This is a genomic window from Neobacillus bataviensis, assembly GCF_019969725.1.
This window is the reverse complement of the sequence record NZ_JAHXYW010000022.1, coordinates 1-23,506: the sequence shown is the minus strand read 5'-3', so window position 1 is coordinate 23,506 and position 23,506 is coordinate 1. Positions and strand designations below refer to the sequence as shown.

Below are 23,506 nucleotides of genomic sequence, written 5' to 3'. Positions count from 1 at the left end.
ATAGGGCCATTCTATGGGACATTTCGCTTGAATTTCATTTCTGTTTTGTCTCATAGAGCCATTCTATGGGACATTTCGCTTGAATTCCATTTCTGTTTTGTCTCATAGAGCCATTCTATGGGACATTTCGCTTGAATTAGTAATAAAACATGGTAAACCTCAACCAAATCACCTAAAAATTTTGATTAAATGAATATGAATACACCGTTCAGGAAGTCTGAACGGTGTATTTGCTAAACCAACGTTTTCTTCAAGTTTCGTAAATAACGAAAACGAATACAGAAGAAATAAATGAATTGTGCGATTAAGAAACTTGCTAGGACAATGACAATCTCTTTTGCAATCGATAAGGAGAATAAGCTTTGCAGGGCCATGAAAGCAAAGACACTATGCACGAAGGCTACTAAGATAGGAACGAAGAAAAGCAGTGATAGCTGACGGGTTACAATTTTGTTCAGCTCTTGATCGGTCAACCCAACCTTTGTAATCGTTAAATAATGGCGTCTGTCGTAATCCAAATCCGCATACAAGCGGAAATATAGGAAGCTTCCTGCCGCAATAAAGAAGACAGCCCCAATCAGTAACGCAACGAATAGCATCATCTTATACATACTCATTTGATTTTCATATACAGTCCCGCTGACTGTCATCGAGTAAGGGACTTTATCAGAATAAAACTTCATGCCATGCTCGACGAGATTATCACCAATGCCGGATGTTTTCTTAAGGTCACTAGTGTAAAAGCTAGTATATACTTTAGTTTTTTCCGGAGTTACTTTTTCAAAAAGTTCATCACTAATAACGAGACCCTCAGAAAAAATTAACTGCATCGGAAGGACAACATATTTGGACATCTTGCTTTGACGAAGCTTAATATGATCTTGTTTTAATGTATACGTCACTTTTTCCGGGTTACTAAAGGATCCCGTCCGCATTCCTAGCACTTCTTTTCCGACAAGACGTTTTTCCTTAAAAGCATTTCCAGCCCAAGACATTATTTTCTTATAGTCCGAGAAGGAAACAACTGGTATTTCCTTTGGTGTAAATCGATCGGTAGATGATGCAACAGCAATATATTTTATCGGAACTTGATGGGATGTATATTCTAGCTTTCTTTCCTTTAGCTCCGTCTCAATTTGCACTAAATTCTGCTGGTGAACAGGTTGGTCATCATTAGCTAGATAACTGATTTCTGCCGGATAGTCCTGTTTCACTTGCCTATTCATCACATTCATAGAAGCAAGTGTCCCAACGGCACAAAAAGCTACGGTTGACACAATGGTCACCATAAAAAACATCCTGGCATTATCTTTCAAGCGATACCGAAGAGAAGAAATGGTGATCATATTTGTTTTTCTCCAAAACAGTCCGCGGTTTTTCTGTAGTAATTTGGTAATGAACACGGATAGCTGGGTGTAAAAGAAATACGTTCCGACAATGGTCATTCCAATTACGGGAAACATCCGGAAAATCAATGTCTGCAGGGTAGTAGTGGCAGACAAATAATAACTGGCAATAAGCAATACGGCTGAGAGCAATGATAAGAACGGTGATACCTTTGGCTCTGTTTTAGGCTTCTCCCCCGCTTGGAATAAATCGATTAATTTGTTTACTCTTACAAGTGCTGTTGTGAATAACGAAATACAGAAGAAGAGAATGATAAAAGCACAGGTTGTCAGCAGCAATGCTTTTTCAGAAAAATAGAATCGCAGCGGACCGATGCCAATCATCTTCGCCCCTATCATTAAAAATAGTTTTCCAGTGATTAACCCCAAACCAATTCCAACCACAATGGCACCAATACCAATCAGCATATTTTCTAAAAACACCATAAGGTTCAATTGGTTCCTTGTCATTCCATGCATCATGAGAATACCGAATTCTCGTTTCCGAGATTTGAGAAACGTGCTGACAGAATAGAGAACAAAGAGGAAGGAAAAAACATACATAATCACTTCCGCAGCTGTCATTAATTGGATGGCCGCAGTTTTCGTCACACCCTGTTTAATATCCGGATGGAAGATGAATAGCGCGTATACAAAGAAAACCAGTACGGAAAAGGCGCTGCTTAAAAAATAAGCGGCATAGGTCCGTTTATTACGGACGACATTTCTATAAGCGAACTGCGGAAAGGTCACGGCTTTCCCCTCCTAACAAGGCAAGCATGTCCATGATTTTTTGGAAAAAGGCTTGGCGGTTCTCACCGCGGTAGATTTCGTTATAGAGCTTTCCGTCCTTAATAAAAATGACGCGGTGGCAATAGCTGGCAGCAAACGGATCGTGTGTTACCATTAGTGCTGTTGCTTTTTCCTCTTTATTTATAGCTGTAAATGTCTCCATGACATCCTTAGAGGCCTTTGAATCCAGGTTCCCCGTCGGTTCATCGGCCAAAATGAGAGATGGGCTGTGAATGATAGAGCGCGCAATCGCGGTTCGCTGCATTTGTCCGCCGGAGATTTCATAGGTTCTCTTTTTTAAAATGGAATCAATCCCTAGTTTTTTGGTCACATATTGCAGTTTTTTATCCATCTCTTTTACGCTTTCGCCATCAAGGGTTAACGGCAGGACAATGTTTTCCTCCACCGTTAGCGTATCCAGCAGGTTAAAATGCTGAAAGACAAAACCCAACTCATGTCGTCTGAATAACGCCGTTTCTTTTCGATTTAACACATGTGGATTTTTCCCATTGATAAATATTTCACCGGCGGTTGGCCGGTCGATCGTTGCAATTAAGTTTAAGAGAGTCGTTTTCCCACTTCCGGACGGTCCCATAATCCCAACAAATTCCCCTTTTTCAATCGAAAAATTGATATTGTCTAAAGCCTTATGGGCGACCTTCCCCTCATATATCTTTTCTAAATGTCTCACTTCCAAGATGGACATGATCTCACTCCCTGTATTATTGATAACCCAATTGTAGCGAGAAACCCGCCCATCTCCCATTTCCTTAACTTACAGTTACCTTACAAATAAGTAAGAAAACAATAGTGTCCACCGCAGGAGGACAGATGTACACAGATGGTGCCTGACACCTATATTATGATACGCACTATTGTCCCTTTGTTAACGGTGGATTCTATTTCGATGCGGTGGCCTAGTTTTTCGCATATTTGTTTGACGAGGTAGAGGCCCATTCCGGTTGATTCTTGGAAGTTGCGGCCATTTTGGCCTGTGAAATAGGGGTCAAAGATACGTGGTAAATCGCTTGAAGGGATCCCCACACCTTCATCCCGAACTTCTAGAACTACATTCATTCCCCGATGGTAACCATGGAAATAAATTTTCCTTCCCTCTTCGACTGTATAACGAACGGCATTTGTTATCAGCTGGGTTAACACAAAAGACAGCCATTTCTCGTCAGTGGCCACACTTAAGTTCCCCTCAAATTGAAAGCTTGGAAATACTCGGCCGCGAATAAATAATCGTTTTTGGCTTGATGTGACAGTTCGGACAACCTTTTGCAAATCAAGGGTCTCAACATAAAAATCCCTATCGAATGTATCGAGGCGGGCGGTATATAGAACCATCTCGAGCCCTTTTTTTAACCGATCAAGTTCATCTCCAATTGACGTAAATCGCGGGTCGTCCTCGTCCTGAATCATTAAATGGATAACGGACAATGGCGTCTTCATTTGATGAACCCATTGATTGATAAACTGGATATGGCCTTCGAGCTTGTACTTATAATTATGTAAATCCGTTTTATAATGGCGGAATTGGCTTTTTAGAAGCCGCTGTAAACCTTCTGCTAGGGGTGATGGCTGCAGATTACCTGAAAAGTCCTCCATTGATGTGAGCGGTTTTTCCAACCGTTGATAAAAGGAGCGATTCGTCATGTAGCGAATGAAGAGATACCCTATCAGTAGGAAGCCGCTAAGGAAAGCAGCATATAAACTTATCTTCAAATTTCGATAACCATCCAGCCAATAAATGAACGAGATGACCAATAATTGAAGAAGATAAAAAATAATTAGAAGAATTTGCTCGCGGAAAAAAAGCTTCATTATTTATTATCCTCCCAGATCGGAAGGAGCCGATATCCCTGGCCGCGAATGGTTTGAAGTGCTTCCGTAATCTCTAAAGAAGCCAACTTTTTCCGCACCCTCGTAATATATACATTCAGAGTATTATCATCAACAAATGCCTGGTCGTCCCAGATTTTTTCTAACAGCCGGTCACGGCTGACCACCCGCTCTGCTCTTTTCATCAATTCATCCAGAATTTTTGCTTCCGTATGGCTTAGCTCAATTTCCTGTCCGCTAAAAGTAAGACTCATTCGTTCAACATCAAGCGTCAGTCCTGCAACAGTGGTGGTCCGTCCATTTTGTGAACTGGCATAGGTCCCATACGCCCGTCTGAGCTGGCTATTAATTTTGGCGGTGACAATTTCATAATCAAAAGGTTTCGTGATATAATCATCCGCTCCATTTTCAAGAGCCATCACTTGGTCCATTTTTCCTTCGCGAGCCGAAATAAACAGAATCGGGCACGTGGAGATACTGCGGATTTGCCGGCACCAATAGTAGCCATCAAACTTCGGCAGGTTGACATCCAATAAAACGAGATGTGGATCATATTGTTCAAATTGAGTGCGGACAGCTGCAAAATCATCGACAGATTTTGTGTCATACCCAAATTTATATAAATGCTCTTTCAGCAAGCTGACCAGTTGCTTGTCATCTTCAATAATAAAAATCTTAAACATCCTCATTCTCCTTTTGCCTATCATACTCATGATTGTAACAAAAATAAGGGAAACAATGGAAACAACAAAACATCTCCCATGTCTATGAGAGATGTTCAATTTCATTTATTTTCACTTCCAGTTTCCCTAATCGAGCTGAATAAATTGCTGCAAACCAACAGGAAATTCATTAAATGCTTCGTATTGAAGTTGATAAAACACATAATAGCTTTCGCGCCTGGATGTAATAAGCTCCGCATCCTGCAACTGCTTTAAATGTTTCGAAACCGCTCCTTCGGTAACACCTATCAGCGCGGCCAACTCCCGCGTTGACCGAGGCTTTTCAGCCAAAAATTGCACCATCTGAAGTCTGGTCAAATCCCCCATTGCACGGAAAAATTTCAACAGGTTCTCTGGAGGCATTGGTTTTATGGCTTCCTGCTGGTTTTCCATGATAGAGTAGTTAATTCCCACCGGGTTACGGCGATTTACTAATAAGTGCGGCCAGACAAAGTAAGAAGGTGTTAATAATAAAACCTCTTCTTCCTCAAAAAAGATGTCTGCTTTGGAAATCCGCCTGATTACAGCCCGTTTTTTCTTGGAATCAATCACAATCTCCGGTGATAGACTTTCTAACAGCGGCAAAGGCCCTTCATTCATTAATTTTTTCCCGCGAAAGGTAATATCTTTTAAAAATAGTTCCTCTACTCTTGGCCATTCCTCCCTGAGACAGGCATCCCAAAAGGCCTTCAATAAATGAGTAAATCGTAGCCGGACTTCATCAGGGTTTTCTAATAATCCCAATAAAACATTATGGGACTTTGGATACCTCTCAATGGCTTTTTCGAAAAATTCTAGTTGAAGGCCTGAATGGCTCCTAATAGAATCAACAATTTTTTGATAGAATTCCTCGATCGGTAATTCCAAAAATCCCTGCAGTTCCTTATCAAAAGAGCGAAAGGCCGTACCTTGATGGCCCCAATAACTAATAATTGGCCGTTGATAAAAGAGACTGAAGGCATCAATTTCTTCTTTTAGACCGGAACTAACTTTTTTACGGGCATTAATCACCCAAGGAATGTGCAGCGGATGGTGTTTGCAGTCATCAAAAACATGCAGGGCCAATATGGTTTCGTGCGCTGGAGAATAACTAAAGGCTATTTGTTCTGATGAAAGATTTGCAAGGTGCATGGAAAAAGACATACTAATGCCCTCCAACTGATTTACTCTTTACTCAATAAGTAGTTTAGTTTATTACTAACATCATATAATTAATGACATAAAAAACAAAGGAGTGAAAAACGTTGAATATTTCTAAATATTTCTCCCTTCAACAAATGTCGGAAGGAGTATATGCAGCCATCTCTACTCCGGGGACGGGCTCCTGGGCGAACGCAGGAATAATTGATATCGGAGGGCAAACGATTATATTTGATACCTTCGCCACTCCAAGCGCAGCTAAAGATTTGCGCAGTGCCGCCGAGGAACTGACTGGCCGAAAAACTTCTTACGTCATTAATAGTCATGAACACATAGACCATGTACATGGTAACCAGGTATTTTCAGATGCAGTGATCATTAGTACCAATCAGACGAGGCAGCAGATTGCGGTCCGACAGCCGAATTTCATTGAAATGGTGAAAAAAAACACCCACTACCTCGATCAAATGAGAAATGAAATGAAGCGGGAAACAAACCTAGCTAAACGTCAAGAAACAGAAACTTTATTAGGTGAATATACGGCAATTACCAATGGTGCCGATCATTCCTCTCTCACTTTACCGAGCATGACTTTTAAAGAGAAAATGATATTCCATGGAACGCGCCGTTCCGCTGAACTGATTACCTGCGGCAGCTGTCATTCATCCAGCGATTCGTTCCTATATCTGCCTGAAGACAGGATTCTTTTTCTAGCGGATTTGATGCATATCGGCTGCCATGCAGATTTCAGGCAGGGAGATATCGATAATTGGATTAACTCGCTTGATAAAATAAAATTGCTGGATGCTAGAGTGGTTGTTTCGGGACATGGGAAGGTTGGAACTGCGGAGGATTTGACGGTTATGCAAAATTATCTGTTAGACTTTAAAAAGCTTGCATATGATTGCTCGCAAAAAGATGGAACGATGGAAAATATTCATGAGCTTGACATCCCTGAAGCATATAAAGATTACCTGGTACCCTCCGTTTTTTACAGTAATCTGCGTTTTCTGTTGGAAAAAATAGCGTAATACAAACGGAATAACACCTCCTTGGACAACCTGCCAATGAGGTGTTTTCATTTTTTTATCCCAATTCTTTCGCAATCGCCCGGCCTGCTGCTCTTCCTGAAAACAGACAACCTCCTACAAAGGTACCTTCCAGGGAGCGGTAACCATGTACACCGCCTCCGCCAAAGCCTGATGCTTCTCCCGCTGCATACAATCCCGGGATGGCTTCTCCGGCTGCGTTTAGGACCCTTCCGGATAAATCGGTTTGTAATCCGCCTAATGTTTTTCGGCTTAAGATATGCAGGCGGACCGCAATCAAGGGCCCATTCTTTGGATCCAGAATTTTATGCGGTGTGGCAACACGGATTAATTTATCCCCAAGATACTTACGCGCACCACGGATGGCTGTTATTTGCAGATCCTTCGAAAAGGTATTATCCAATTCCCGGTCCCGCGCCTTTATTTGCCGCTCGATTTCTGCCAGCTCCAACAGATTGTCACCCGTTAGTTTATTCATACCGGCTACCAAATCAGCCAAATTATCCGCAATAATAAAATCCTCGCCCTTATCCATAAATGCCTTTACCGGCCCAGGCGCACCAGGTAAAGCTCTTCCCAATACCTTGCGAATACTTTTTCCGGTTATATCCGGATTTTGCTCTGATCCTGAGAGGGCGAATTCTTTTTCAATAATTTTTTGCGTTAAAATAAACCAGGAATAATCGTAACCTGTCTTTTGAATGGCCTCGAGTGTACCTAATGTATCGAAGCCTGGGAAATTAGGTGCTGAGAAGCGCCGGCCGCGAGCATCCAGCCATATGGAGGATGGCCCTGGAAGAATGCGGATACCATGGTTGGTCCAGACCGGATTCCAATTTTGGATCCCTTCAGTGTAGTGCCACATACGATCCCGATTGACAATTCTCCCCCCTGCCTCCTCGGTGATGGAGAGCATCCGGCCATCGACATGTGCGGGTACGCCAGAAATCATATGTTTTGGAGGCTCTCCCAATCGGCTCGGCCAATTTTTACGAACAAGATCGTGGTTTCCACCAATCCCTCCACTAGAGACTAACACCGATTGCGCACGATATTCAAAGCCTCCTATTACGTCTCTGTTGCTATCCTCCCCGCGGGCAGCAGAGCTCGGAGCAAGAACAGAACCGCTCACACCAACAATTGCCCCATTACTATTAATAAGACCATCAACGCGATGACGAGGGCGGAATTCCACTAATCCCGTTTTCATGTGCTCCCTAACCCTTCGTTCAAATGGGGCAACAATGCCGGGTCCTGTTCCCCAGACAACATGGAAGCGAGGGACTGAGTTTCCATGTCCATCAGCTAGATATCCGCCGCGTTCTGCCCATCCTACCACTGGAAAAAAACGCACACCCATGTCATAAAGCCAGGCACGTTTCTCCCCCGCAGCAAAATCAACATAAGCCTCTGCCCATTTTAGCGCCCAGTAATCCTCGTCATTTTCCCGGTCGAAACCAGCGGTTCCCAACCAGTCCTGCCAAGCCAATTCTTTAGAATCCTTTATTCCCATCCGGCGCTGTTCCGGCGTATCAACCAGAAATAAGCCGCCAAAAGACCACCACGCCTGTCCCCCCAATGAGGATTCTGATTCTTGGTCTAACAGCAGCACTTTTTTGCCCGCATCGGCAATCTCTGCCGCTGCTACTAAACCGGCAAGGCCTGCTCCTACTACGATTACATCAAAATCCATGAATTCATCCCCCCTGCCATCTATTCTTCAGTTTAAAAATAATACATAATTTTCAGATATTTATATTGTATTGCTAGTATAAAATTGGAATCTATTAACAGTCAATATACTCATTTAGAAAATGTTATTTTCCATTGTTTCCTTCATTGTTTATAATAGGCTTGGGGTGAAAAAATGGCACGTGAACGCAAATTTTCTAAAGATGATTTATTTCAAGCCACAGAACAGCTTCTTCTCACGCATGGCTATGAGGGATTTACATTTAGTCTTCTTGCTGTTGATTTAGACGTATCACGGGGAGCACTTTATAAGTACTATGAAAATAAAGAAGAGTTAATTACCGACTATATGCTTAATGAAATGGAGCATTTTCTTACCAAGTTAAAAGAAATAGAATTACTAGATAGATTTGAGGCGCAGTTCGACTTTCTTTTAAATCTTATTTTCAGTTATTCCGACATTCAAAAAATGATTAAGATAGGCCAGCAGATTCCAGTAATGGCTAACAATAAAGTGAAAGAAAATAAGGATCAATTAGACAAGTTTCATTTAGAAATGTATCAATGTTTACAGAACTTCCTTAAGCTTGGGAAAGAAGAAAAGAAATTAAATCCGCAGATACCGGAAGCACTTATTTTGGGCTATATTTTTCAATCTGTCGCCATTCCGAATCATTTTAATATCCCCCATTCGGTTTGGGTCCAATCCATTAAAGAAATGATTTGCCATGGAATGTACATAAAACCTTAAATTGACACATATGTTACTTTTATAGATAATACATAGTGACATTAGTGTCAATTTATTTTTTTCGCTAAAGTGACACATGTGTCACCTTAAACCTAATAAAAAGAAGGGGGTAACAGCAAAAAATGAAATTATTCTTACAAGCTATAACCGACTATGTTTCAACCAAAAAAGGAATGTGGACCACCCTTGCTGCCTGGTTCATCATTACCATTGTTTTGGCTGTGTTTGCTCCAAATGCAAAGAATTACGAAGTATCGAGAATAGATTCCCTTCCTAAGGATGTCCAATCTGCCATTGCACAAAAGAAGATGGATCAGTATTTTCCTACTAATGAAGGAACCCCTGCCATATTAGTCTTCCAATCTAGGGATGGTCAGATAGAGCCCACCCAGCTGGTAGAGGTTTTAGCTAAATTCGAAAACAAAAACATTAAAGGGATTACTCAGATCATCCCGTTAGCAGCCCTGCCTCCACAAGCTGCCGCCAGTTTCTTTTCAGCCGATAAGAAAACGGCGATTATCCCTTTAACCTTGGATTCTTCTCTAGAAACAAAGGATATGAAAAAGTCTTTAGCACAAATCAAGAAAGTTGCTGCTGATTCATCAAATTTTAAGCTGTATGTTACCGGACCTGCAGGGATTGCCGCAGATTCTCTTGATCTTTTTTCGCGTGCAGATGTCGTCCTTATTTTATCGACAGTGGGCTTAATCCTTATTTTATTGATTGTAATTTATCGTTCACCGTTATTGGCGTTGATTCCACTCCTAGCAGCCGTTTTCGTCTATGAAGTGGTAATGCAGGTACTTGGAATAATGGGTAAAGCGGGCCTAGCTTTGAGCAATCAAACCATATCCATTATGTCAATTTTGTTATTTGCTGCGATGATTGATTATTCTTTATTTGTGTTTTCTCGCTATCGGGAAGAACTCACCCGTCATGAAAGCAAGTTTGATGCCATGAAAGCGGCGATGAGGGAAACTGGAATGCCGGTTTTCTTTTCTGGGGGAACTGTTTTAGCGGCGATGCTCGTATTGTTTTTTGCTCAATTAGGAGATATTAAAAACTTTGCCCCAACCTTTGCTGCCACCATGATGGTAATCATGATTGCATCCGTTACACTCGTTCCAGCTTTGTTTACCCTTTTCGGCAGGAAATCCTTCTGGCCTAAAATTCCGCGTGTTGGAGGTCAATCGGCCAAGAAACATTTTCTTTGGGACAAAATCGGACGCTTCGTTGTAAGGAAGCCCGGACTTTCCGTTTTTGTAATCGGTCTTTTCCTGCTGTTGTCTGCTAGTAATCTATTTAATCTTAAGTATGAGTTCGATACAATAAAATCGTTCCCTAAAGATATGCCTTCCCGCCAAGGCTATGAAATCTTAGCTGCTAAATTTGAGAGGGGCGAACTTGCCCCTACAGCCGTCGTGTTTGAATCAGCAAAACCAATCACGGCCGCGGAGCAGGAAACATTACGCAGTACACTAGCCAAGCAGCCAAGTGTTAGTAATGTCCGTTTATCTGGAACTGCCAAGGACAAAAAGATCATTCAATATAGCCTAACGTTTCAAGGAAATCCATATTCTATCGGGACCTTGGATGCCTTAGAGAAAATCATAAGTCATAAAAAACAAATCATTACAGACAGTCACCTGAATGGGAAACTTTATTTTGCAGGGGAAACTGCTGTGAAAGTCGATGACCGCTCTGTTAACAACCAGGACGTCATCATCATCGTGTTACTGGAAACGATTTTAATATTTGGATTGTTAATTGTCCTAACGAAATCCGTTAAAATGCCGATTTACATGATGGGGACGATATTAATCTCGTTCTTTGCTGCATTGGGATTGGGAATGTTTTTAAGCAACCTTTTCTTTGGTATCGACACGATCAGTAACCGCGTTCCTCTTTATGCTTTTGTTTTTTTGGTAGCGCTCGGAATTGATTACAATATTATGCTTATTTCAAGATTCCAAGAAGAACGAGCCAAACATTCTGTTAAAAAAGCAGTAGAAATTGCTGTTGCTAACACAGGCGGGGTCATTTCCTCTGCAGGAATTATTCTCGCTGCAACCTTTGCAGTTTTGATGACACAGCCCATCCAACTACTGTTTATTTTTGGCTTCATTGTCGCTGTGGGAATTTTACTGGATACCTTCTTAATCAGGGGGATATTATTACCAGGTCTCATTGTTTTATTAGAGAAGGACAAAGCGACTAGCGAGAGTAACTAGATTCACGACATCAAAAAACGAGCTTGTTCGATTCTCCTAAACAAGCTCGTTTTTTATGTCCTGATTATTGTTCTAACGGTTCTTCAATTTTAGATTTGCTCAAAATACTTATATAATCGAGATTTATATCACCATTGGTAAAGCTGCTGCCATTCACGGAGTTCATGATACCTGTCTCTTGGTTTGATTGATCAAATGGAATAAACCCAAAATACAAATTATTATTATTTGGTAACACACTATCAATAAGTCTATCAGAAATATTAGGATTTCCTTCTTGCTGCAATGATTTCATGATTGCTAACCAATCAGCCGGCATGGATAATACGCCATAGGACTTATCCGTAAGGGGTACCTTTTTCTCTAGCTGGATCCTTGGGTTATAGGTTTCAATCCCATCATGGCCTTGAAACCCTCTGTCACGAATAAAATAGAATTTCATATAGCTCACTTTGTCATCCGGATGGGAATTCCACGCTATATAAAACGTTGAAGGATCGTTACTATTAATCTTCCAAAGACGCGGCTCCCCGGCATTATTTATAGAAAGCAACTTCCATTTATGCTCCTTCCAAGCCCAATAACTTACCCCGTACCGGCCCTCTTCCGAAACAAACGGGACGAACACATGCCGCTCATCAACATGAACATGATCCTGAATGCTCTTAACAGCTGCTGTTGGAAAAACTTTATTCATTCTCTCAATCAATTGTTCATTAGCGGGAAAGGAGGCTGGTTTGGAAAAATTAACCCAATAAAACCAGGCTGCCGCCGCCAATACAATAACAACAGCTACTAAACCAATAAAGACGAATCTCTTGTTCAGCATGCTTATTCCCCTCCTTTCAGCAATGATTCATTGGAACGAAAAAAAAGCTGCTTTTGAGGCGCTGATATTAATATTCCTTTTCCATCGGCTTCTACGTAAATAATCGGGTACAGGCCGCTTCCCCATTTTGAAGATGTTCCGAAAAGCTGATATGGAAACCGTTCATTCCTTTTGGTCGATTGCTCACTTCTAATTTCTTTTTCTTGATACCACTGAATACCCTGAATTTTTTCTTGACTCATATTATGTAATTGCTTTAGCAAAGTATCTGTATCTAAAACGCGTTTTTTCCCAGAGGGATGGATACTCCTGATCGATGCATTCTCGACGGTAGACATATAGGTAGACAGCTCATTTTTAGGATATGTGGCATTTTGAATGGGCACTGCAATTAGGGCAGCCGCTAGAAAAATAAAATTAGCCCAAAACCCGAGCCACGCGAAACGCCTATAGGTCACCCAGCTCCCTTCCTTTCTTTTTAGAAAGGCATACAAAATCCAAACACCAAGCGGTAGGATGGATATCTTAATCGGCGTATCCCATAACGACGGAAAATTAATCGAGAAAGAAAAAAGACCGACCAGAACACAAACGAGACCTTTCCAGGCCTTTGGTTTCACCTGTTGTTTTTTCATCATTCGATAGGCAATAATTGCAATAACACACCAAGCTAAAATAAGTGTAATAATGGGAATAAGTTGAAACGAAAAAGCAAAATTATAATTTAAGGTCATTGTCCACCTCCTATTTACATAATTCACCAATCGCCTGCATATTCCTTTATTATGTTTTAACAAAATAAAAAAGAACCGAGAAAACGCACATAAAGTACGTTTCCCGATTCTTAAGAACAAATTACTCAACCGTTACAGACTTTGCAAGATTACGCGGTTTATCGACGTCGCAATCACGGTGCAGAGCTGCGTAGTAGGCAAGTATTTGTAATGGTATGACAGAGATAAGTGGTGTTAATAATTCATTTACTTCAGGAATGACGAAGCTGTCTTCGTCCATATTTAATCCCTTCATCGAGATGATGCATGGGTTGGCACCGCGGGCTACAACTTCCTTCACATTACCGCGGATGCTTAAGTTTACACTTTCTTGAGTAGCAAGAGCAATAACTGGAGTACCTTCTTCGATTAAAGCGATTGTACCATGCTTTAATTCCCCACCGGCAAATCCTTCAGCTTGAATATAAGAAATTTCTTTCAGTTTCAGTGCACCTTCTAGGCCAACGTAAAAGTCGATTCCGCGGCCGATGAAGAAGGCATTGCGTGTTACAGATAAGAATTCTCTTGTGATTACTTCAAGCAATTCTTTAGAGTCACAAAGAACTTCCATTGCATTTGCCACCAAACCAAGCTCTTGAATCAAGTCAAAACCAATTTCTAATCCGCGGCTCTTGGCTGTTACTTCAGCCATAATCGCAAGGACAGCTAATTGGGCTGTATATGCCTTAGTTGACGCAACCGCAATTTCAGGGCCTGCATGCAGCAGCAATGTATAGTCCGCTTCACGAGAAAGCGTAGAACCAGGAACATTGGTGATGGTTAATGCAGGGTAACCCATTTCTTTGACATTAACAAGAACGGCACGGCTATCAGCTGTTTCACCGCTTTGTGAAATGAAGATGAACAAAGGTTTTTCAGAAAGAAGCGGCATGTTATAGCCAAATTCACTGGAGATATGAACCTCTACAGGGATTTTCGCCATTTTTTCAATGAATTGCTTTCCAACAAGACCTGCATGATAAGAAGTACCTGCCGCAATAATATAAAGGCGGTCAGCAGCATTCAAAGCGTCCACGATTTTCTCGTCAATCGTTAATTCACCGTTCTCATTCTGATATGTTTGAATGATTTTACGCATCACAAGCGGCTGCTCATCAATTTCTTTTAGCATGTAATGAGGATAGGTGCCTTTTTCAATATCACTGGCATCAAGTTCAGCCTTATATGGCGCACGGTTAATAACTTCACCGTTAAGGTTTTGAATCGTTACTTCATCCTTTGTAACGATAACAATTTCTTTATCCATTAATTCCACGTATTGATCCGTTACTTGCAGCATCGCCATTGCATCACTTGCTACAACATTAAATCCGCTGCCTAGTCCAACCAAAAGAGGGCTTTTATTTTTTGCTACATAGATGGTTTCATTATCTTCAGCATCTAAAAGAGCTAAAGCGTAAGATCCATGTAAAAGAGTCAAGGTTTTGCGGAACGCTTCTAAAACCTCTAAGCCTTCACTCGCAAAACGTTCAATCAATTGAACAATAACTTCTGTATCTGTTTCACTGACGAATGTAACATCTGTTAGATATTCACGCTTCAATAGATCATAGTTCTCGATTACACCATTATGCACAAGCGTAAAACGTCCAGATGTGCTTTGATGCGGATGAGAATTCACTTTACTTGGAACTCCGTGGGTAGCCCAGCGCGTATGTCCGATACCGATTTTAGCCAAAACGTTCTCATCGACAATCGCACGCAAATCTGCAATTCGGCCCTTTTCTTTAAAGACATGAATTCCGTTCTCATTTTTAACAGCAATACCTGCTGAGTCATATCCTCTATATTCAAGCTTTTCTAAACCTTTTAGTAAAATCTCTTTCGAGTCATTATTTCCAATATAACCAACAATTCCACACATTTTTCTTTTTCCTCCCTGATACAGGGGGCAAAGAACGCTTTGGAGGCCCACCTTGCCCCCTTATCTCTGTTTTAGTCGGGTATCTGTCTATACCCTTATAAACATTACTTTTAGTATGCGCATTTCCTTCTCTTTGTCCACAAAGTTGCCTAAGTGTTTTAAAGAAGAAATTTCGGCCCTGCGTCACAGCCGGGAGGTATCCGCCGAAGTTTCGATAAACCTCCTCCTCGTCAACTAATCAACGTCTCTAGATTAGTTCAGGCGCTTTAGTAAATCCGTTTTGTCTGCTGCCCACCTTTCTTTTCATAAAATGGTAAAAAAAGCTTTGAATAAACAAAGCAAGTTAATACTACATGATTGGAGGCACCCCGTCAACTAATTACACAAAATAATATTTTTTTCCATTTTCTATAACCACCATACATAATAAAATATGCATAAGGGACTTGGAGAGTTCCCTTATGCATATTAGACGATTCATCTATTCTTTTAGTTCCATTTCATCTTTTACGACTGTGACAATGCGATCGACATACGATTCACAAAGCTCCTTTGTCGGTGCCTCCGCCATAACTCGGACTAATGGTTCGGTTCCGGAAGGCCGAACAAGAATTCTTCCGTTTCCAGACATCTCTTCTTCAACCTGTTCAATGATCTCTTTAACCTTTACATTATCGGTCACATGATGTTTGTCTGTCACTCTAACGTTTACAAGCTTTTGCGGGAATTTCTTCATTTCACTAGCCAGCTCTGACAATGGCTTCCCGGTTGCTTTCATGATATTCACTAATTGAAGTCCTGATAATAAACCATCGCCGGTTGTGTTATAGTCTAAGAAAATAATGTGGCCAGATTGTTCCCCGCCAAGATTAAATCCGCTCTTCTTCATTTCTTCGACTACATAACGGTCGCCAACGGCGGTCGGAACGCTATGAATGCCATGAGTTTCAAGCGCTTTATAAAAGCCAAGATTACTCATAACGGTGGATACAATTGTTCCATGCTTTAGGCGCCCCTGCTCTTTAAGATATTTGCCGCAAATGTACATGATTTGGTCGCCATCGACGATTTCTCCCTTTTCATCAATCGCAATCAAGCGGTCCCCATCACCATCAAAGGAAAGACCCACATCGGCCCCTTTTTCCCTCACTAAGGCTGCGAGTGCTTCAGGGTGTGTTGAGCCAACACCGGCATTAATATTTAATCCGTTTGGTGCAGCCCCCATCGTAGACAAATCTGCATCCAGATCAGCAAACAAGTGTGTCGCTAAAGAAGAAGTTGCACCGTTTGCACAGTCCAGTGCAATATGAATACCGGAGAAATCTTCATCCACGGAATTCTTTAAGTATTGAAGGTACTTTTGTCCTCCTTCAAAATAGTCCATGACCAAGCCCAAATCACCACCTACAGGTCTAGGCAGCTGATCGTCCGGCATATCAATAAGCTCTTCAATTTCTAATTCCTGGTCATCAGAAAGCTTAAAACCATCAGGGCCGAAAAATTTAATTCCATTATCTGCTACTGGATTATGAGAAGCTGAAATCATGACCCCAGCCTGTGCTCCTAAAGCTTTCGTTAAATAAGCTACCCCCGGAGTAGAAATCACGCCAAGACGCATGACCTCCGCTCCAATGGACAGCAAACCTGCCACAAGGGCACCCTCAAGCATATGACCTGAAATACGAGTATCACGGCCAATTAAAACCTTTGGACGATCTTTATCCTTTGTTAAAACATATCCACCAAACCGGCCTAGTTTAAAGGCCAATTCCGGTGTTAATTCACTATTTGCTACTCCGCGTACCCCATCGGTACCAAAATATTTTCCCATTTTAAAAAATCGCTCCTTCAACAATTATTGCTAGGTATTAGGCATTTTTCGTAATTGTAATTTTTGCAGTCGCTTTATTAGGCTTCCAGTTTAAATTGGCAGGGCCATCCACGTGGATATTCACTTCATGACTGCCTTCATCCAAATTGGATAAATCAATATATACATTAAAGTCCTCAGGCTTTAATCCATCTACAAGCGAGCTTGGTCCGTTTACAATCAGATTGATGATCTTATTATCAGGATCATTAATCTCCGCTATGTACGTATCAGATAATCCTTGGATTTTTAACGGTATTCCTGAAACGGTTTTTTCCTCTTCCTTTTTCACCAAGACCGTTGCTTTTACCATTTGTGGTGTCACCTTCGTGATCCCATTTGAAATGATCACCGGAAGATTAAGGGTAGTGTTTTCGGTAATTTTACTAACATCTACCTCCACGCGGACATTTTCAGTCTGTTTCAGGATATCTTCCGGTCCAATAATCGTTGCTTCCTTCACATCCAGATCAATGGAATCAATCGTAATACCATCCTGAGGCGTTCCTTTTTTAAGAATACTAATTGGAACAGTTTTACTATTATTTTTTATTGGTATCGTCACTTTTACGGTTTCTGGCGCGACCACTGCGTCTAATTTATTCAAGTCTTTGTCAAGAACCTGTACGTGGGCCTCTTTGGTAATCGTCTCTTTCAGTTTAGACTTTTCCTCTAGTGTTGCTTTGACAAAGGCAATTCGATCAATCACGCTTTTTGCACCGGTGATTTTTACTTTGTTTGGTTCGACAATCGGCTGTCCGGCTGAATAACCTTCCTCCACTTGACTTGCATTAAATTCAGCTTCCACTTTGAATTCCTTGGTGATCTTTTCTTGAACATTCACGGTGACAGAAGCAGGATTAATAGTGGCTTTTAATTTATCAGATAAATCTTTTACTTTAAGCTTTACTTTTTGTTTCCCTATCTTAGCTTCTGTCAAATCCACATACACTTCAAAGTTTTTTAAGGCCTTTGTGGATTGGACGTGGGTAATAGGCCCTTTAATTGTGATAGCCACTGTGTTTGGAATCCCCGAAACCACTAAATTCTCGGTATCATAGTAGACATTTACGGGCATATCTTTAATCGTCGCAGAAGTCGATTGGCTTGGGACGTTAACTGTTAATTTATTTTCTTTGTTCGATACAGTTGAATAAAGCAAAATGGCTAAAAGTAATGCAAGAATTTTGATAAACCAGCGATTATCCATCAGCTTATCCATTATTTTTCCCCCTCCAGTTCCAACGAGCTGAAGAAGCTTGTTTAGTCTTGTTTGGTATCATCAATTCACTCGTGAGGAGTTCCTTAAATTCTTCTGCCTTTAAGTCACGATGAAGTTCACCATTTTTCGTCAGTGAGATGCTGCCCGTCTCTTCTGAAACAACGACGGTAATACTATCGGTTACCTCGCTGATTCCTAATGCCGCCCGGTGCCGCGTTCCAAGCTCCTTTGAAATAAACGGACTTTCCGATAAAGGAAGATAGCATGCTGCTGCAGCAACATTATTTCGTTGGATGATAACGGCCCCATCATGGAGCGGTGTATTTGGAATGAAGATGTTAATCAAGAGTTCAGATGAAATCTTAGAATTTAGTTGAATACCTGTTTCTATGTAATCACCCATACCTGTTTCTCTTTCAATCGAGATTAAAGCCCCAATTCTGCGCTTGGCCATGTAGTCAGTTGCCTTAATGATTGCCTGAACAGCTTTTTCCTGATCGTCATCATCGGGACTTGAGCTTCTTGAGAAAAATTTCCCCCTTCCCAATTGCTCAAGTGCTCTGCGGAGTTCTGGCTGAAAAATAATAATAATCGCAAGAAACCCGTATGTTATGACTTGCTGCATCATCCAGCTTAAAGTGGATAAGCCAAAAAAATCACTGACTACTTTTACAAGAAGAATGACAAAAATCCCTTTTAGTAACTGAACCGCTTTGGTTCCTCTTATAATGTTAATCAGTTTGTATATGACATACCATACGAGGAGAATATCAACAATACTAGCTAAATACTTCCATATAGTAAAATCGGCAAACGGCATTGTTTTTCCTCCGTAATTTTCTTAAAACGTATATATTGGAATACAACTACATTATTATAGCATAAATCAAGCTTGTACTTATTATATGTATCTCATTAAAAAAAACAAATCACTCATAAACGAGTGACTTGTTTTTTATTCGGTTTCAGAATGGTCAAAGATTTCGATGGTCTCTTGGACCGTTCTTTTCATATGATACCAAATCCAATCAAACACTTCGTTCACTTCATCAATTTGTCCTGTCACATGACCGGCGGATGCCAGGTACTTTTCACCATTTATGACGGTAACGTCTCCCTGCACTTCCCCTTCAATTTTTAAGGTCCCATTCCGAACAATCACATCACCTTTGACAACCTCGCCTTTAGGGACAATGACAGTATTATTTTTAACCACCAGGTTTTTTTGCTTCGATACCGAGAATTCCCGGTCCTGATTCCAGATGGAAAATAGGCTTCCTACCATTAAAATTAGGAATAATGAGGCTGCAGCTAGCATTGGATGGTTTCTCAGCCAGCCCCCCATCAAAACCTTCTTTTTCTCTTTAGGCAGACGCGCTAGGACATTGGCTGTAAAATCTGCCGGTGCCTGCATATTTGATATACTTTTAACGAAGGCTACTGTTTTTTTTAGTTCATTAAATATAGCCTCACACTCTTTACAGCTTTGAATGTGCTCTCTTAAGATCCGTTCTTTTTCTTGGTCAATTTCCTCGTCTAAATACTCGTGCATGAGATCGATGATATGTTCTGGACACATTTTTTGTTTCACCTCTTATCAAACATAACGTAATTGTTGTCTTAAAGCTTCCCGTCCTCGGTGAATTCTTGTTTTAACTGTCCCTAGAGGAAGATCAAGAATTTCACTAATTTCATTTAATGATAATTCTTCTACATATTTCAAAACGATCGCAGACCGATATTTCTCTGGCAGCTTTAATATTTCCTTCTGTACGGTTTCCTGCAACTCTAGGCTTTCCAGCTCTTTTTCTGGCAGTGGAGTATTGGAAGGAATTTGGGAATACATGGTTAACCCTTCTGTTCCGACCACTTCTGCATCTAAGTAATAATCAGGTTTCTTTTTGCGCATTCGATCGATACATAAATTGGTGGCAATCCGAAATAGCCAGGTGGAAAATTTCAAATCTTGGTTAAACGACTTTATATTCACATAGGCACGAATAAACGCCTCCTGTGCCACATCCTCGGCTTCATGTTTATTTCCAAGCATTCGGAAACACAGCTGATAGACACTGTTTTTATAAATTTCAACGATCTCCCCAAATGCATCCTGATCGCCTTTTATCACTTGTTTTATTCTCTTTTTTACAATAGCTTCCATTAACGTTTCTCAGCTCCAATACGCTATACGTTCATACGAATCGTTAGCAAAAAAGTTTCGTTTTTCACGAAAAAACTTCTCCATACCTATAATATTAACAAAAATTTACCAAAAAGGCTCAAATACTAGTTTAAAGAATTTCCTGCTGGGGATAAAAGTAATAATACATTGGAAAGAGGTCATGTTTTACATGGGTGCCCGACTGGAGGGACTATTAGCGGAAATTGAAAGCTGCCGGATGGATATGGTTCGACTTGCGTCTGTAAACTCATTTGCCCATCACGAAGTAATTGAGGCTAGTCGGAGGCTGGACTCTCTACTAAATGAATATTCATCTCTTGTGGAAAAATAAAGCAGCTACACCGAAACAGGATGCAGCTGCTTTATTCTTTATAGTAATTTTTCTCCGAATAATGAGCCCATTAGACCAACAGCGATTTGTGCTGTTTTATTTTTTTCGTCTAAAATAGGGTTTACTTCCACAAATTCTGCAGAGGTTATAATCTTTGCCTCTTCGAGCATTTCCATAGCCAAGTGGCTTTCGCGGTAGCTGATACCACCCATAACCGGTGTTCCTACTCCTGGACATTCACTTGGATCTAACCCATCCAAGTCTAATGAAAGATGTACGCCATCTGTTCTTTCTTTCAAGTAAGCAATCGTTTCTTCCATGATGTGCGCCATTCCTAGGCGGTCGATTTCATGCATTGTGTAGACTTTAATTCCTTTTTCTTTTATGAGGATTCTTTCCCCTTCATCCAAGGATCTTGCTCCGATAATGACTACGTTCTCAGGTTTAACCTTCGGGAAGTAACCACCCAGTTCCGTTAATTTCGGATGCCCTAATCCAATACTCGCAGCTAAAGGCATGCCGTGGATGTTTCCTGTCGGGCTTGTATCTGCAGTATTTAAGTCACCATGGGCATCATACCAAATGACACCTAGGTTTTTATAATGCTTTGCTACCCCCGCTAAGGTTCCAATTGCAATACTGTGGTCACCGCCAAGTACGAGCGGAAATGAACCGGATTGGATTGCCTCATCTACTTTTTCTGCCAGCATGGATGTTTTTTCTGCAACAAGATCGAGATTGCGCAGGTTTGATTCTTTATCGATTACGACTTCCGGTCTGCCGATTGGAATGTCTCCTAAATCGTGGATATCATCAAATAGTGGCTTTAGTCTTTCATTAATGCCAGCATAACGGATTGCACTTGGTCCCATATCTACACCGCGGCGCATTTGTCCTAAGTCCATCGGCATCCCAATAATTGAAAGTTTTTTACTCATCTTTAAATTCCTCCTACCCTTTAATATGTACTATTTTAACCGCTTTCAGTGGGATGACTCAACTCGACAAAATTATGTATATATATGCGTGTTGGTCGTCATTTCAGTTAGGTTAATAATTGGACTTTTATACGAACGAAAAACACCAAAACTAATCAAACGTTTAATTAGTTTTTTTGTTATTGAAAAAAAGTAGTATAAAAAGTAAGAAATTCTCAATTGAATACCAATATGGGACATTTTGGTAGGTAAAACTTTGGGAAGTGTCTCATGGAATAGTTCTATGGGACATTACCGGCTTAATTTCTTTGGGATGTGTCCCATAGGAGAGCTCTATGGGATAAAATAATCCGATGAAGTCGGAAAATTGTCTAATAGAAACAACGATACTGAAATCAATACGGACTAAAATGTTTTGAAAACACAAAAAAAGCCTAGAACCAGTACGATTCAAGGCATAAATTTTATATGTAGTGTGATGGTGGAGTCTAGGGGGATCGAACCCCTGACCTCCTGCGTGCAAAGCAGGCGCTCTCCCAGCTGAGCTAAGACCCCATTAACTATGGAGCGGAAGACGGGATTCGAACCCGCGACCCCCACCTTGGCAAGGTGGTGTTCTACCACTGAACTACTTCCGCATTTTCATAAATAAAAACCCAAGACAATGTTAACCTAGGGTTTAAATATTAAAATGAGCCATGAAGGACTCGAACCTTCGACCCTCTGATTAAAAGTCAGATGCTCTACCGACTGAGCTAATGGCTCTCTTGGCTGGGCTAGCTGGATTCGAACCAACGCGTGACGGAGTCAAAGTCCGTTGCCTTACCGCTTGGCTATAGCCCAATAGTTGATAGTAACTAGAATGTCCAAAAATAAAAAAAATATAAGTGGTGGAGGGGGACGGATTCGAACCGCCGAACCCCGAGGGAGCGGATTTACAGTCCGCCGCGTTTAGCCACTTCGCTACCCCTCCATAAAAAAGAAAGGTGCCGGCTAGAGGACTTGAACCCCCAACCTACTGATTACAAGTCAGTTGCTCTACCAATTGAGCTAAACCGGCACAAATGAAAATTATTTTCGCTATCGCAAAAAAATTATGGTGGAGGATGACGGGATCGAACCGCCGACCCTCTGCTTGTAAGGCAGATGCTCTCCCAGCTGAGCTAATCCTCCTAATTCATGAAAGTTATTTTCGTTATTACGAAATAACTATGGTGACCCCTACGGGATTCGAACCCGTGTTACCGCCGTGAAAGGGCGGTGTCTTAACCGCTTGACCAAGGGGCCATACAATTTAAATATAGGTAAGCTTCCAAGCGGGCTCGAACCGCTGACCTCTTCCTTACCATGGAAGTGCTCTACCTACTGAGCTATGGAAGCATAGCTGATATTCTTGATGAAATAAAAATGGCTCCGCAGGTAGGACTCGAACCTACGACCGATCGGTTAACAGCCGATAGCTCTACCACTGAGCTACTGCGGAACAATAATATAACAGCCTGGCAACGTCCTACTCTCACAGGGGCGCGTGCCCCAACTACCATCGGCGCTGAGAAGCTTAACTTCCGTGTTCAGTATGGGAACGGGTGTGACCTTCTCGCCATTATTACCAGACTATTTAATCGACACTATTTTATTATAATGTCTTTTTTATATTATGCAAGAGGAAATTTTAATTTTTTCATTCCCTCAAAACTAGATAATACAGAAGAAGTTTGTAAAAACGAGTTCACCTTCATATGTTCATATGACTTGGTTAAGTCCTCGAACGATTAGTATCAGTCAGCTCCACACGTCACCGCGCTTCCACCTCTGACCTATCAACCTGATCATCTTTCAGGGTTCTTACTAGCTTGACGCTATGGGAAA

Annotated in this window: 19 protein-coding genes, 10 tRNA genes and 2 rRNA genes; 4 read left to right on the top strand and 27 right to left on the bottom strand. The window is 41.2% G+C overall.

Annotation, left to right across the window (positions count from 1 at the left end; translation table 11 throughout):
* Positions 1-233: 233 nt before the first annotated feature.
* The 5 genes from LC455_RS29000 to LC455_RS28980 all read right to left on the bottom strand — a co-directional run bounded on the left by LC455_RS29000 (position 234) and on the right by LC455_RS28980 (position 5,887).
* Entirely contained in the window at positions 234-2,138 is a 1,905-nt protein-coding gene (locus LC455_RS29000; RefSeq protein ID WP_223596284.1) for an FtsX-like permease family protein, read from the bottom strand.
* Entirely contained in the window at positions 2,113-2,883 is a 771-nt protein-coding gene (locus LC455_RS28995) for an ABC transporter ATP-binding protein (protein ID WP_223596282.1), read from the bottom strand. The genes LC455_RS29000 and LC455_RS28995 overlap by 26 nt, the downstream gene beginning before the upstream one ends.
* Positions 2,884-3,032: 149 nt before the next feature.
* Positions 3,033-4,004: a sensor histidine kinase gene (locus LC455_RS28990; protein WP_223596280.1), complete on the bottom strand. Its 972-nt coding sequence runs from the start codon at positions 4,002-4,004 to the stop codon at positions 3,033-3,035.
* Complete coding sequence (locus tag LC455_RS28985) at positions 4,004-4,705, bottom strand: response regulator transcription factor (RefSeq protein WP_223596278.1); 702 nt, start codon at positions 4,703-4,705, stop codon at positions 4,004-4,006. The genes LC455_RS28990 and LC455_RS28985 overlap by 1 nt, the downstream gene beginning before the upstream one ends.
* Positions 4,706-4,831: 126 nt before the next feature.
* Positions 4,832-5,887 (bottom strand): ArsR/SmtB family transcription factor, encoded by a 1,056-nt coding sequence (locus LC455_RS28980; RefSeq protein WP_223596277.1) that lies wholly within the window; start codon positions 5,885-5,887, stop codon positions 4,832-4,834.
* Positions 5,888-5,988: 101 nt separating this feature from the next.
* On the opposite strand from LC455_RS28980, the gene LC455_RS28975 reads away from it, so the two are divergent.
* Positions 5,989-6,915 (top strand): MBL fold metallo-hydrolase, encoded by a 927-nt coding sequence (locus tag LC455_RS28975; protein ID WP_223596276.1) that lies wholly within the window; start codon positions 5,989-5,991, stop codon positions 6,913-6,915.
* Between the two features lie 55 nt (positions 6,916-6,970).
* Here the strand turns inward: LC455_RS28975 and LC455_RS28970 are convergent, their stop codons facing one another.
* Positions 6,971-8,626: an FAD-binding dehydrogenase gene (locus LC455_RS28970; RefSeq protein ID WP_223596275.1), complete on the bottom strand. Its 1,656-nt coding sequence runs from the start codon at positions 8,624-8,626 to the stop codon at positions 6,971-6,973.
* 174 nt (positions 8,627-8,800) lie between these two features.
* Here LC455_RS28970 and LC455_RS28965 point away from each other — a divergent pair, with 174 nt between their 5' ends.
* Positions 8,801-9,376 (top strand): TetR/AcrR family transcriptional regulator, encoded by a 576-nt coding sequence (locus LC455_RS28965; RefSeq protein WP_223596274.1) that lies wholly within the window; start codon positions 8,801-8,803, stop codon positions 9,374-9,376.
* Between the two features lie 122 nt (positions 9,377-9,498).
* Positions 9,499-11,607 carry an MMPL family transporter gene (locus LC455_RS28960; RefSeq protein ID WP_223596273.1) on the top strand — a complete coding sequence of 703 codons (2,109 nt, stop codon included), beginning with the start codon at positions 9,499-9,501 and terminating at the stop codon, positions 11,605-11,607.
* Between the two features lie 64 nt (positions 11,608-11,671).
* Here the strand turns inward: LC455_RS28960 and LC455_RS28955 are convergent, their stop codons facing one another.
* The 8 genes from LC455_RS28955 to sigW form a co-directional block, all read right to left on the bottom strand.
* A complete protein-coding gene (locus LC455_RS28955; protein WP_223596272.1) occupies positions 11,672-12,436 on the bottom strand; it encodes a hypothetical protein in 765 nt (254 codons plus the stop codon).
* 2 nt (positions 12,437-12,438) lie between these two features.
* Positions 12,439-13,170, bottom strand: coding sequence for a hypothetical protein (locus tag LC455_RS28950; protein ID WP_223596271.1), 732 nt, complete (start codon positions 13,168-13,170; stop codon positions 12,439-12,441).
* 121 nt (positions 13,171-13,291) lie between these two features.
* Positions 13,292-15,094: a glutamine--fructose-6-phosphate transaminase (isomerizing) gene (gene glmS / locus LC455_RS28945; protein WP_223596270.1), complete on the bottom strand. Its 1,803-nt coding sequence runs from the start codon at positions 15,092-15,094 to the stop codon at positions 13,292-13,294.
* Positions 15,095-15,575: 481 nt separating this feature from the next.
* Positions 15,576-16,925, bottom strand: coding sequence for a phosphoglucosamine mutase (gene glmM / locus LC455_RS28940; protein ID WP_223596269.1), 1,350 nt, complete (start codon positions 16,923-16,925; stop codon positions 15,576-15,578).
* Positions 16,926-16,962: 37 nt separating this feature from the next.
* Positions 16,963-18,186, bottom strand: coding sequence for a CdaR family protein (locus tag LC455_RS28935; protein WP_223596267.1), 1,224 nt, complete (start codon positions 18,184-18,186; stop codon positions 16,963-16,965).
* The gene (gene cdaA / locus LC455_RS28930; RefSeq protein ID WP_223596265.1) at positions 18,179-19,006 is read right to left on the bottom strand and encodes a diadenylate cyclase CdaA; all 828 of its coding nucleotides are present in this window, start codon (positions 19,004-19,006) and stop codon (positions 18,179-18,181) included. Before cdaA ends, LC455_RS28935 begins: the two co-directional genes overlap by 8 nt.
* A gap of 135 nt (positions 19,007-19,141) precedes the next feature.
* On the bottom strand, positions 19,142-19,765 hold the full coding sequence (locus LC455_RS28925; protein WP_223596263.1) for an anti-sigma factor family protein: 624 nt from the start codon (positions 19,763-19,765) through the stop codon (positions 19,142-19,144).
* Between the two features lie 18 nt (positions 19,766-19,783).
* A complete protein-coding gene (gene sigW / locus LC455_RS28920) occupies positions 19,784-20,347 on the bottom strand; it encodes an RNA polymerase sigma factor SigW (protein WP_223596262.1) in 564 nt (187 codons plus the stop codon).
* Between the two features lie 190 nt (positions 20,348-20,537).
* Between sigW and LC455_RS28915 the strand changes: the two genes are divergently transcribed.
* The gene (locus LC455_RS28915; protein ID WP_223596261.1) at positions 20,538-20,699 is read left to right on the top strand and encodes an aspartyl-phosphate phosphatase Spo0E family protein; all 162 of its coding nucleotides are present in this window, start codon (positions 20,538-20,540) and stop codon (positions 20,697-20,699) included.
* Between the two features lie 38 nt (positions 20,700-20,737).
* On the opposite strand, the gene rocF is transcribed toward LC455_RS28915, so the two are convergent.
* From rocF to LC455_RS28850, 13 genes are all read right to left on the bottom strand, one after another.
* Positions 20,738-21,637: an arginase gene (rocF, locus tag LC455_RS28910; protein WP_223596260.1), complete on the bottom strand. Its 900-nt coding sequence runs from the start codon at positions 21,635-21,637 to the stop codon at positions 20,738-20,740.
* A gap of 479 nt (positions 21,638-22,116) precedes the next feature.
* Positions 22,117-22,192, bottom strand: a tRNA-Ala gene (locus LC455_RS28905).
* 8 nt (positions 22,193-22,200) lie between these two features.
* Positions 22,201-22,275, bottom strand: a tRNA-Gly gene (locus LC455_RS28900).
* Positions 22,276-22,329: 54 nt separating this feature from the next.
* Positions 22,330-22,402: transfer RNA gene (locus tag LC455_RS28895), tRNA-Lys, on the bottom strand.
* A gap of 3 nt (positions 22,403-22,405) precedes the next feature.
* Positions 22,406-22,480: transfer RNA gene (locus LC455_RS28890), tRNA-Gln, on the bottom strand.
* Between the two features lie 45 nt (positions 22,481-22,525).
* Positions 22,526-22,610 (bottom strand) — tRNA-Tyr (locus LC455_RS28885).
* A 14-nt stretch (positions 22,611-22,624) separates the two neighbouring features.
* A tRNA-Thr gene (locus tag LC455_RS28880) sits at positions 22,625-22,697 on the bottom strand.
* Between the two features lie 37 nt (positions 22,698-22,734).
* Positions 22,735-22,810, bottom strand: a tRNA-Val gene (locus tag LC455_RS28875).
* 39 nt (positions 22,811-22,849) lie between these two features.
* Positions 22,850-22,924: transfer RNA gene (locus LC455_RS28870), tRNA-Glu, on the bottom strand.
* A gap of 20 nt (positions 22,925-22,944) precedes the next feature.
* Positions 22,945-23,017: transfer RNA gene (locus tag LC455_RS28865), tRNA-Thr, on the bottom strand.
* Positions 23,018-23,045: 28 nt separating this feature from the next.
* Positions 23,046-23,120 (bottom strand) — tRNA-Asn (locus LC455_RS28860).
* Positions 23,121-23,134: 14 nt separating this feature from the next.
* Positions 23,135-23,251, bottom strand: a 5S ribosomal RNA gene (rrf, locus tag LC455_RS28855).
* A gap of 138 nt (positions 23,252-23,389) precedes the next feature.
* Positions 23,390-23,506, bottom strand: a 23S ribosomal RNA gene (locus LC455_RS28850); the annotation flags it as partial.

Coding starts and splice junctions, on each gene's coding strand:
- LC455_RS28985 (WP_223596278.1), bottom strand. CDS start 4,705: ATGTTTAAGATTTTTATTATTGAAGATGACAAGCAACTGGTCAGCTTG.
- LC455_RS28950 (WP_223596271.1), bottom strand. CDS start 13,170: ATGACCTTAAATTATAATTTTGCTTTTTCGTTTCAACTTATTCCCATT.
- LC455_RS28980 (WP_223596277.1), bottom strand. CDS start 5,887: ATGTCTTTTTCCATGCACCTTGCAAATCTTTCATCAGAACAAATAGCC.
- sigW (WP_223596262.1), bottom strand. CDS start 20,347: ATGGAAGCTATTGTAAAAAAGAGAATAAAACAAGTGATAAAAGGCGAT.
- glmS (WP_223596270.1), bottom strand. CDS start 15,094: ATGTGTGGAATTGTTGGTTATATTGGAAATAATGACTCGAAAGAGATT.
- LC455_RS28965 (WP_223596274.1), top strand. CDS start 8,801: ATGGCACGTGAACGCAAATTTTCTAAAGATGATTTATTTCAAGCCACA.
- LC455_RS28990 (WP_223596280.1), bottom strand. CDS start 4,004: ATGAAGCTTTTTTTCCGCGAGCAAATTCTTCTAATTATTTTTTATCTT.
- LC455_RS28970 (WP_223596275.1), bottom strand. CDS start 8,626: ATGGATTTTGATGTAATCGTAGTAGGAGCAGGCCTTGCCGGTTTAGTA.
- LC455_RS28995 (WP_223596282.1), bottom strand. CDS start 2,883: ATGTCCATCTTGGAAGTGAGACATTTAGAAAAGATATATGAGGGGAAG.
- rocF (WP_223596260.1), bottom strand. CDS start 21,637: ATGAGTAAAAAACTTTCAATTATTGGGATGCCGATGGACTTAGGACAA.
- LC455_RS28960 (WP_223596273.1), top strand. CDS start 9,499: ATGAAATTATTCTTACAAGCTATAACCGACTATGTTTCAACCAAAAAA.
- LC455_RS28935 (WP_223596267.1), bottom strand. CDS start 18,186: ATGGATAAGCTGATGGATAATCGCTGGTTTATCAAAATTCTTGCATTA.
- LC455_RS28955 (WP_223596272.1), bottom strand. CDS start 12,436: ATGCTGAACAAGAGATTCGTCTTTATTGGTTTAGTAGCTGTTGTTATT.
- LC455_RS28925 (WP_223596263.1), bottom strand. CDS start 19,765: ATGTGTCCAGAACATATCATCGATCTCATGCACGAGTATTTAGACGAG.
- cdaA (WP_223596265.1), bottom strand. CDS start 19,006: ATGCCGTTTGCCGATTTTACTATATGGAAGTATTTAGCTAGTATTGTT.
- glmM (WP_223596269.1), bottom strand. CDS start 16,925: ATGGGAAAATATTTTGGTACCGATGGGGTACGCGGAGTAGCAAATAGT.
- LC455_RS28915 (WP_223596261.1), top strand. CDS start 20,538: ATGGGTGCCCGACTGGAGGGACTATTAGCGGAAATTGAAAGCTGCCGG.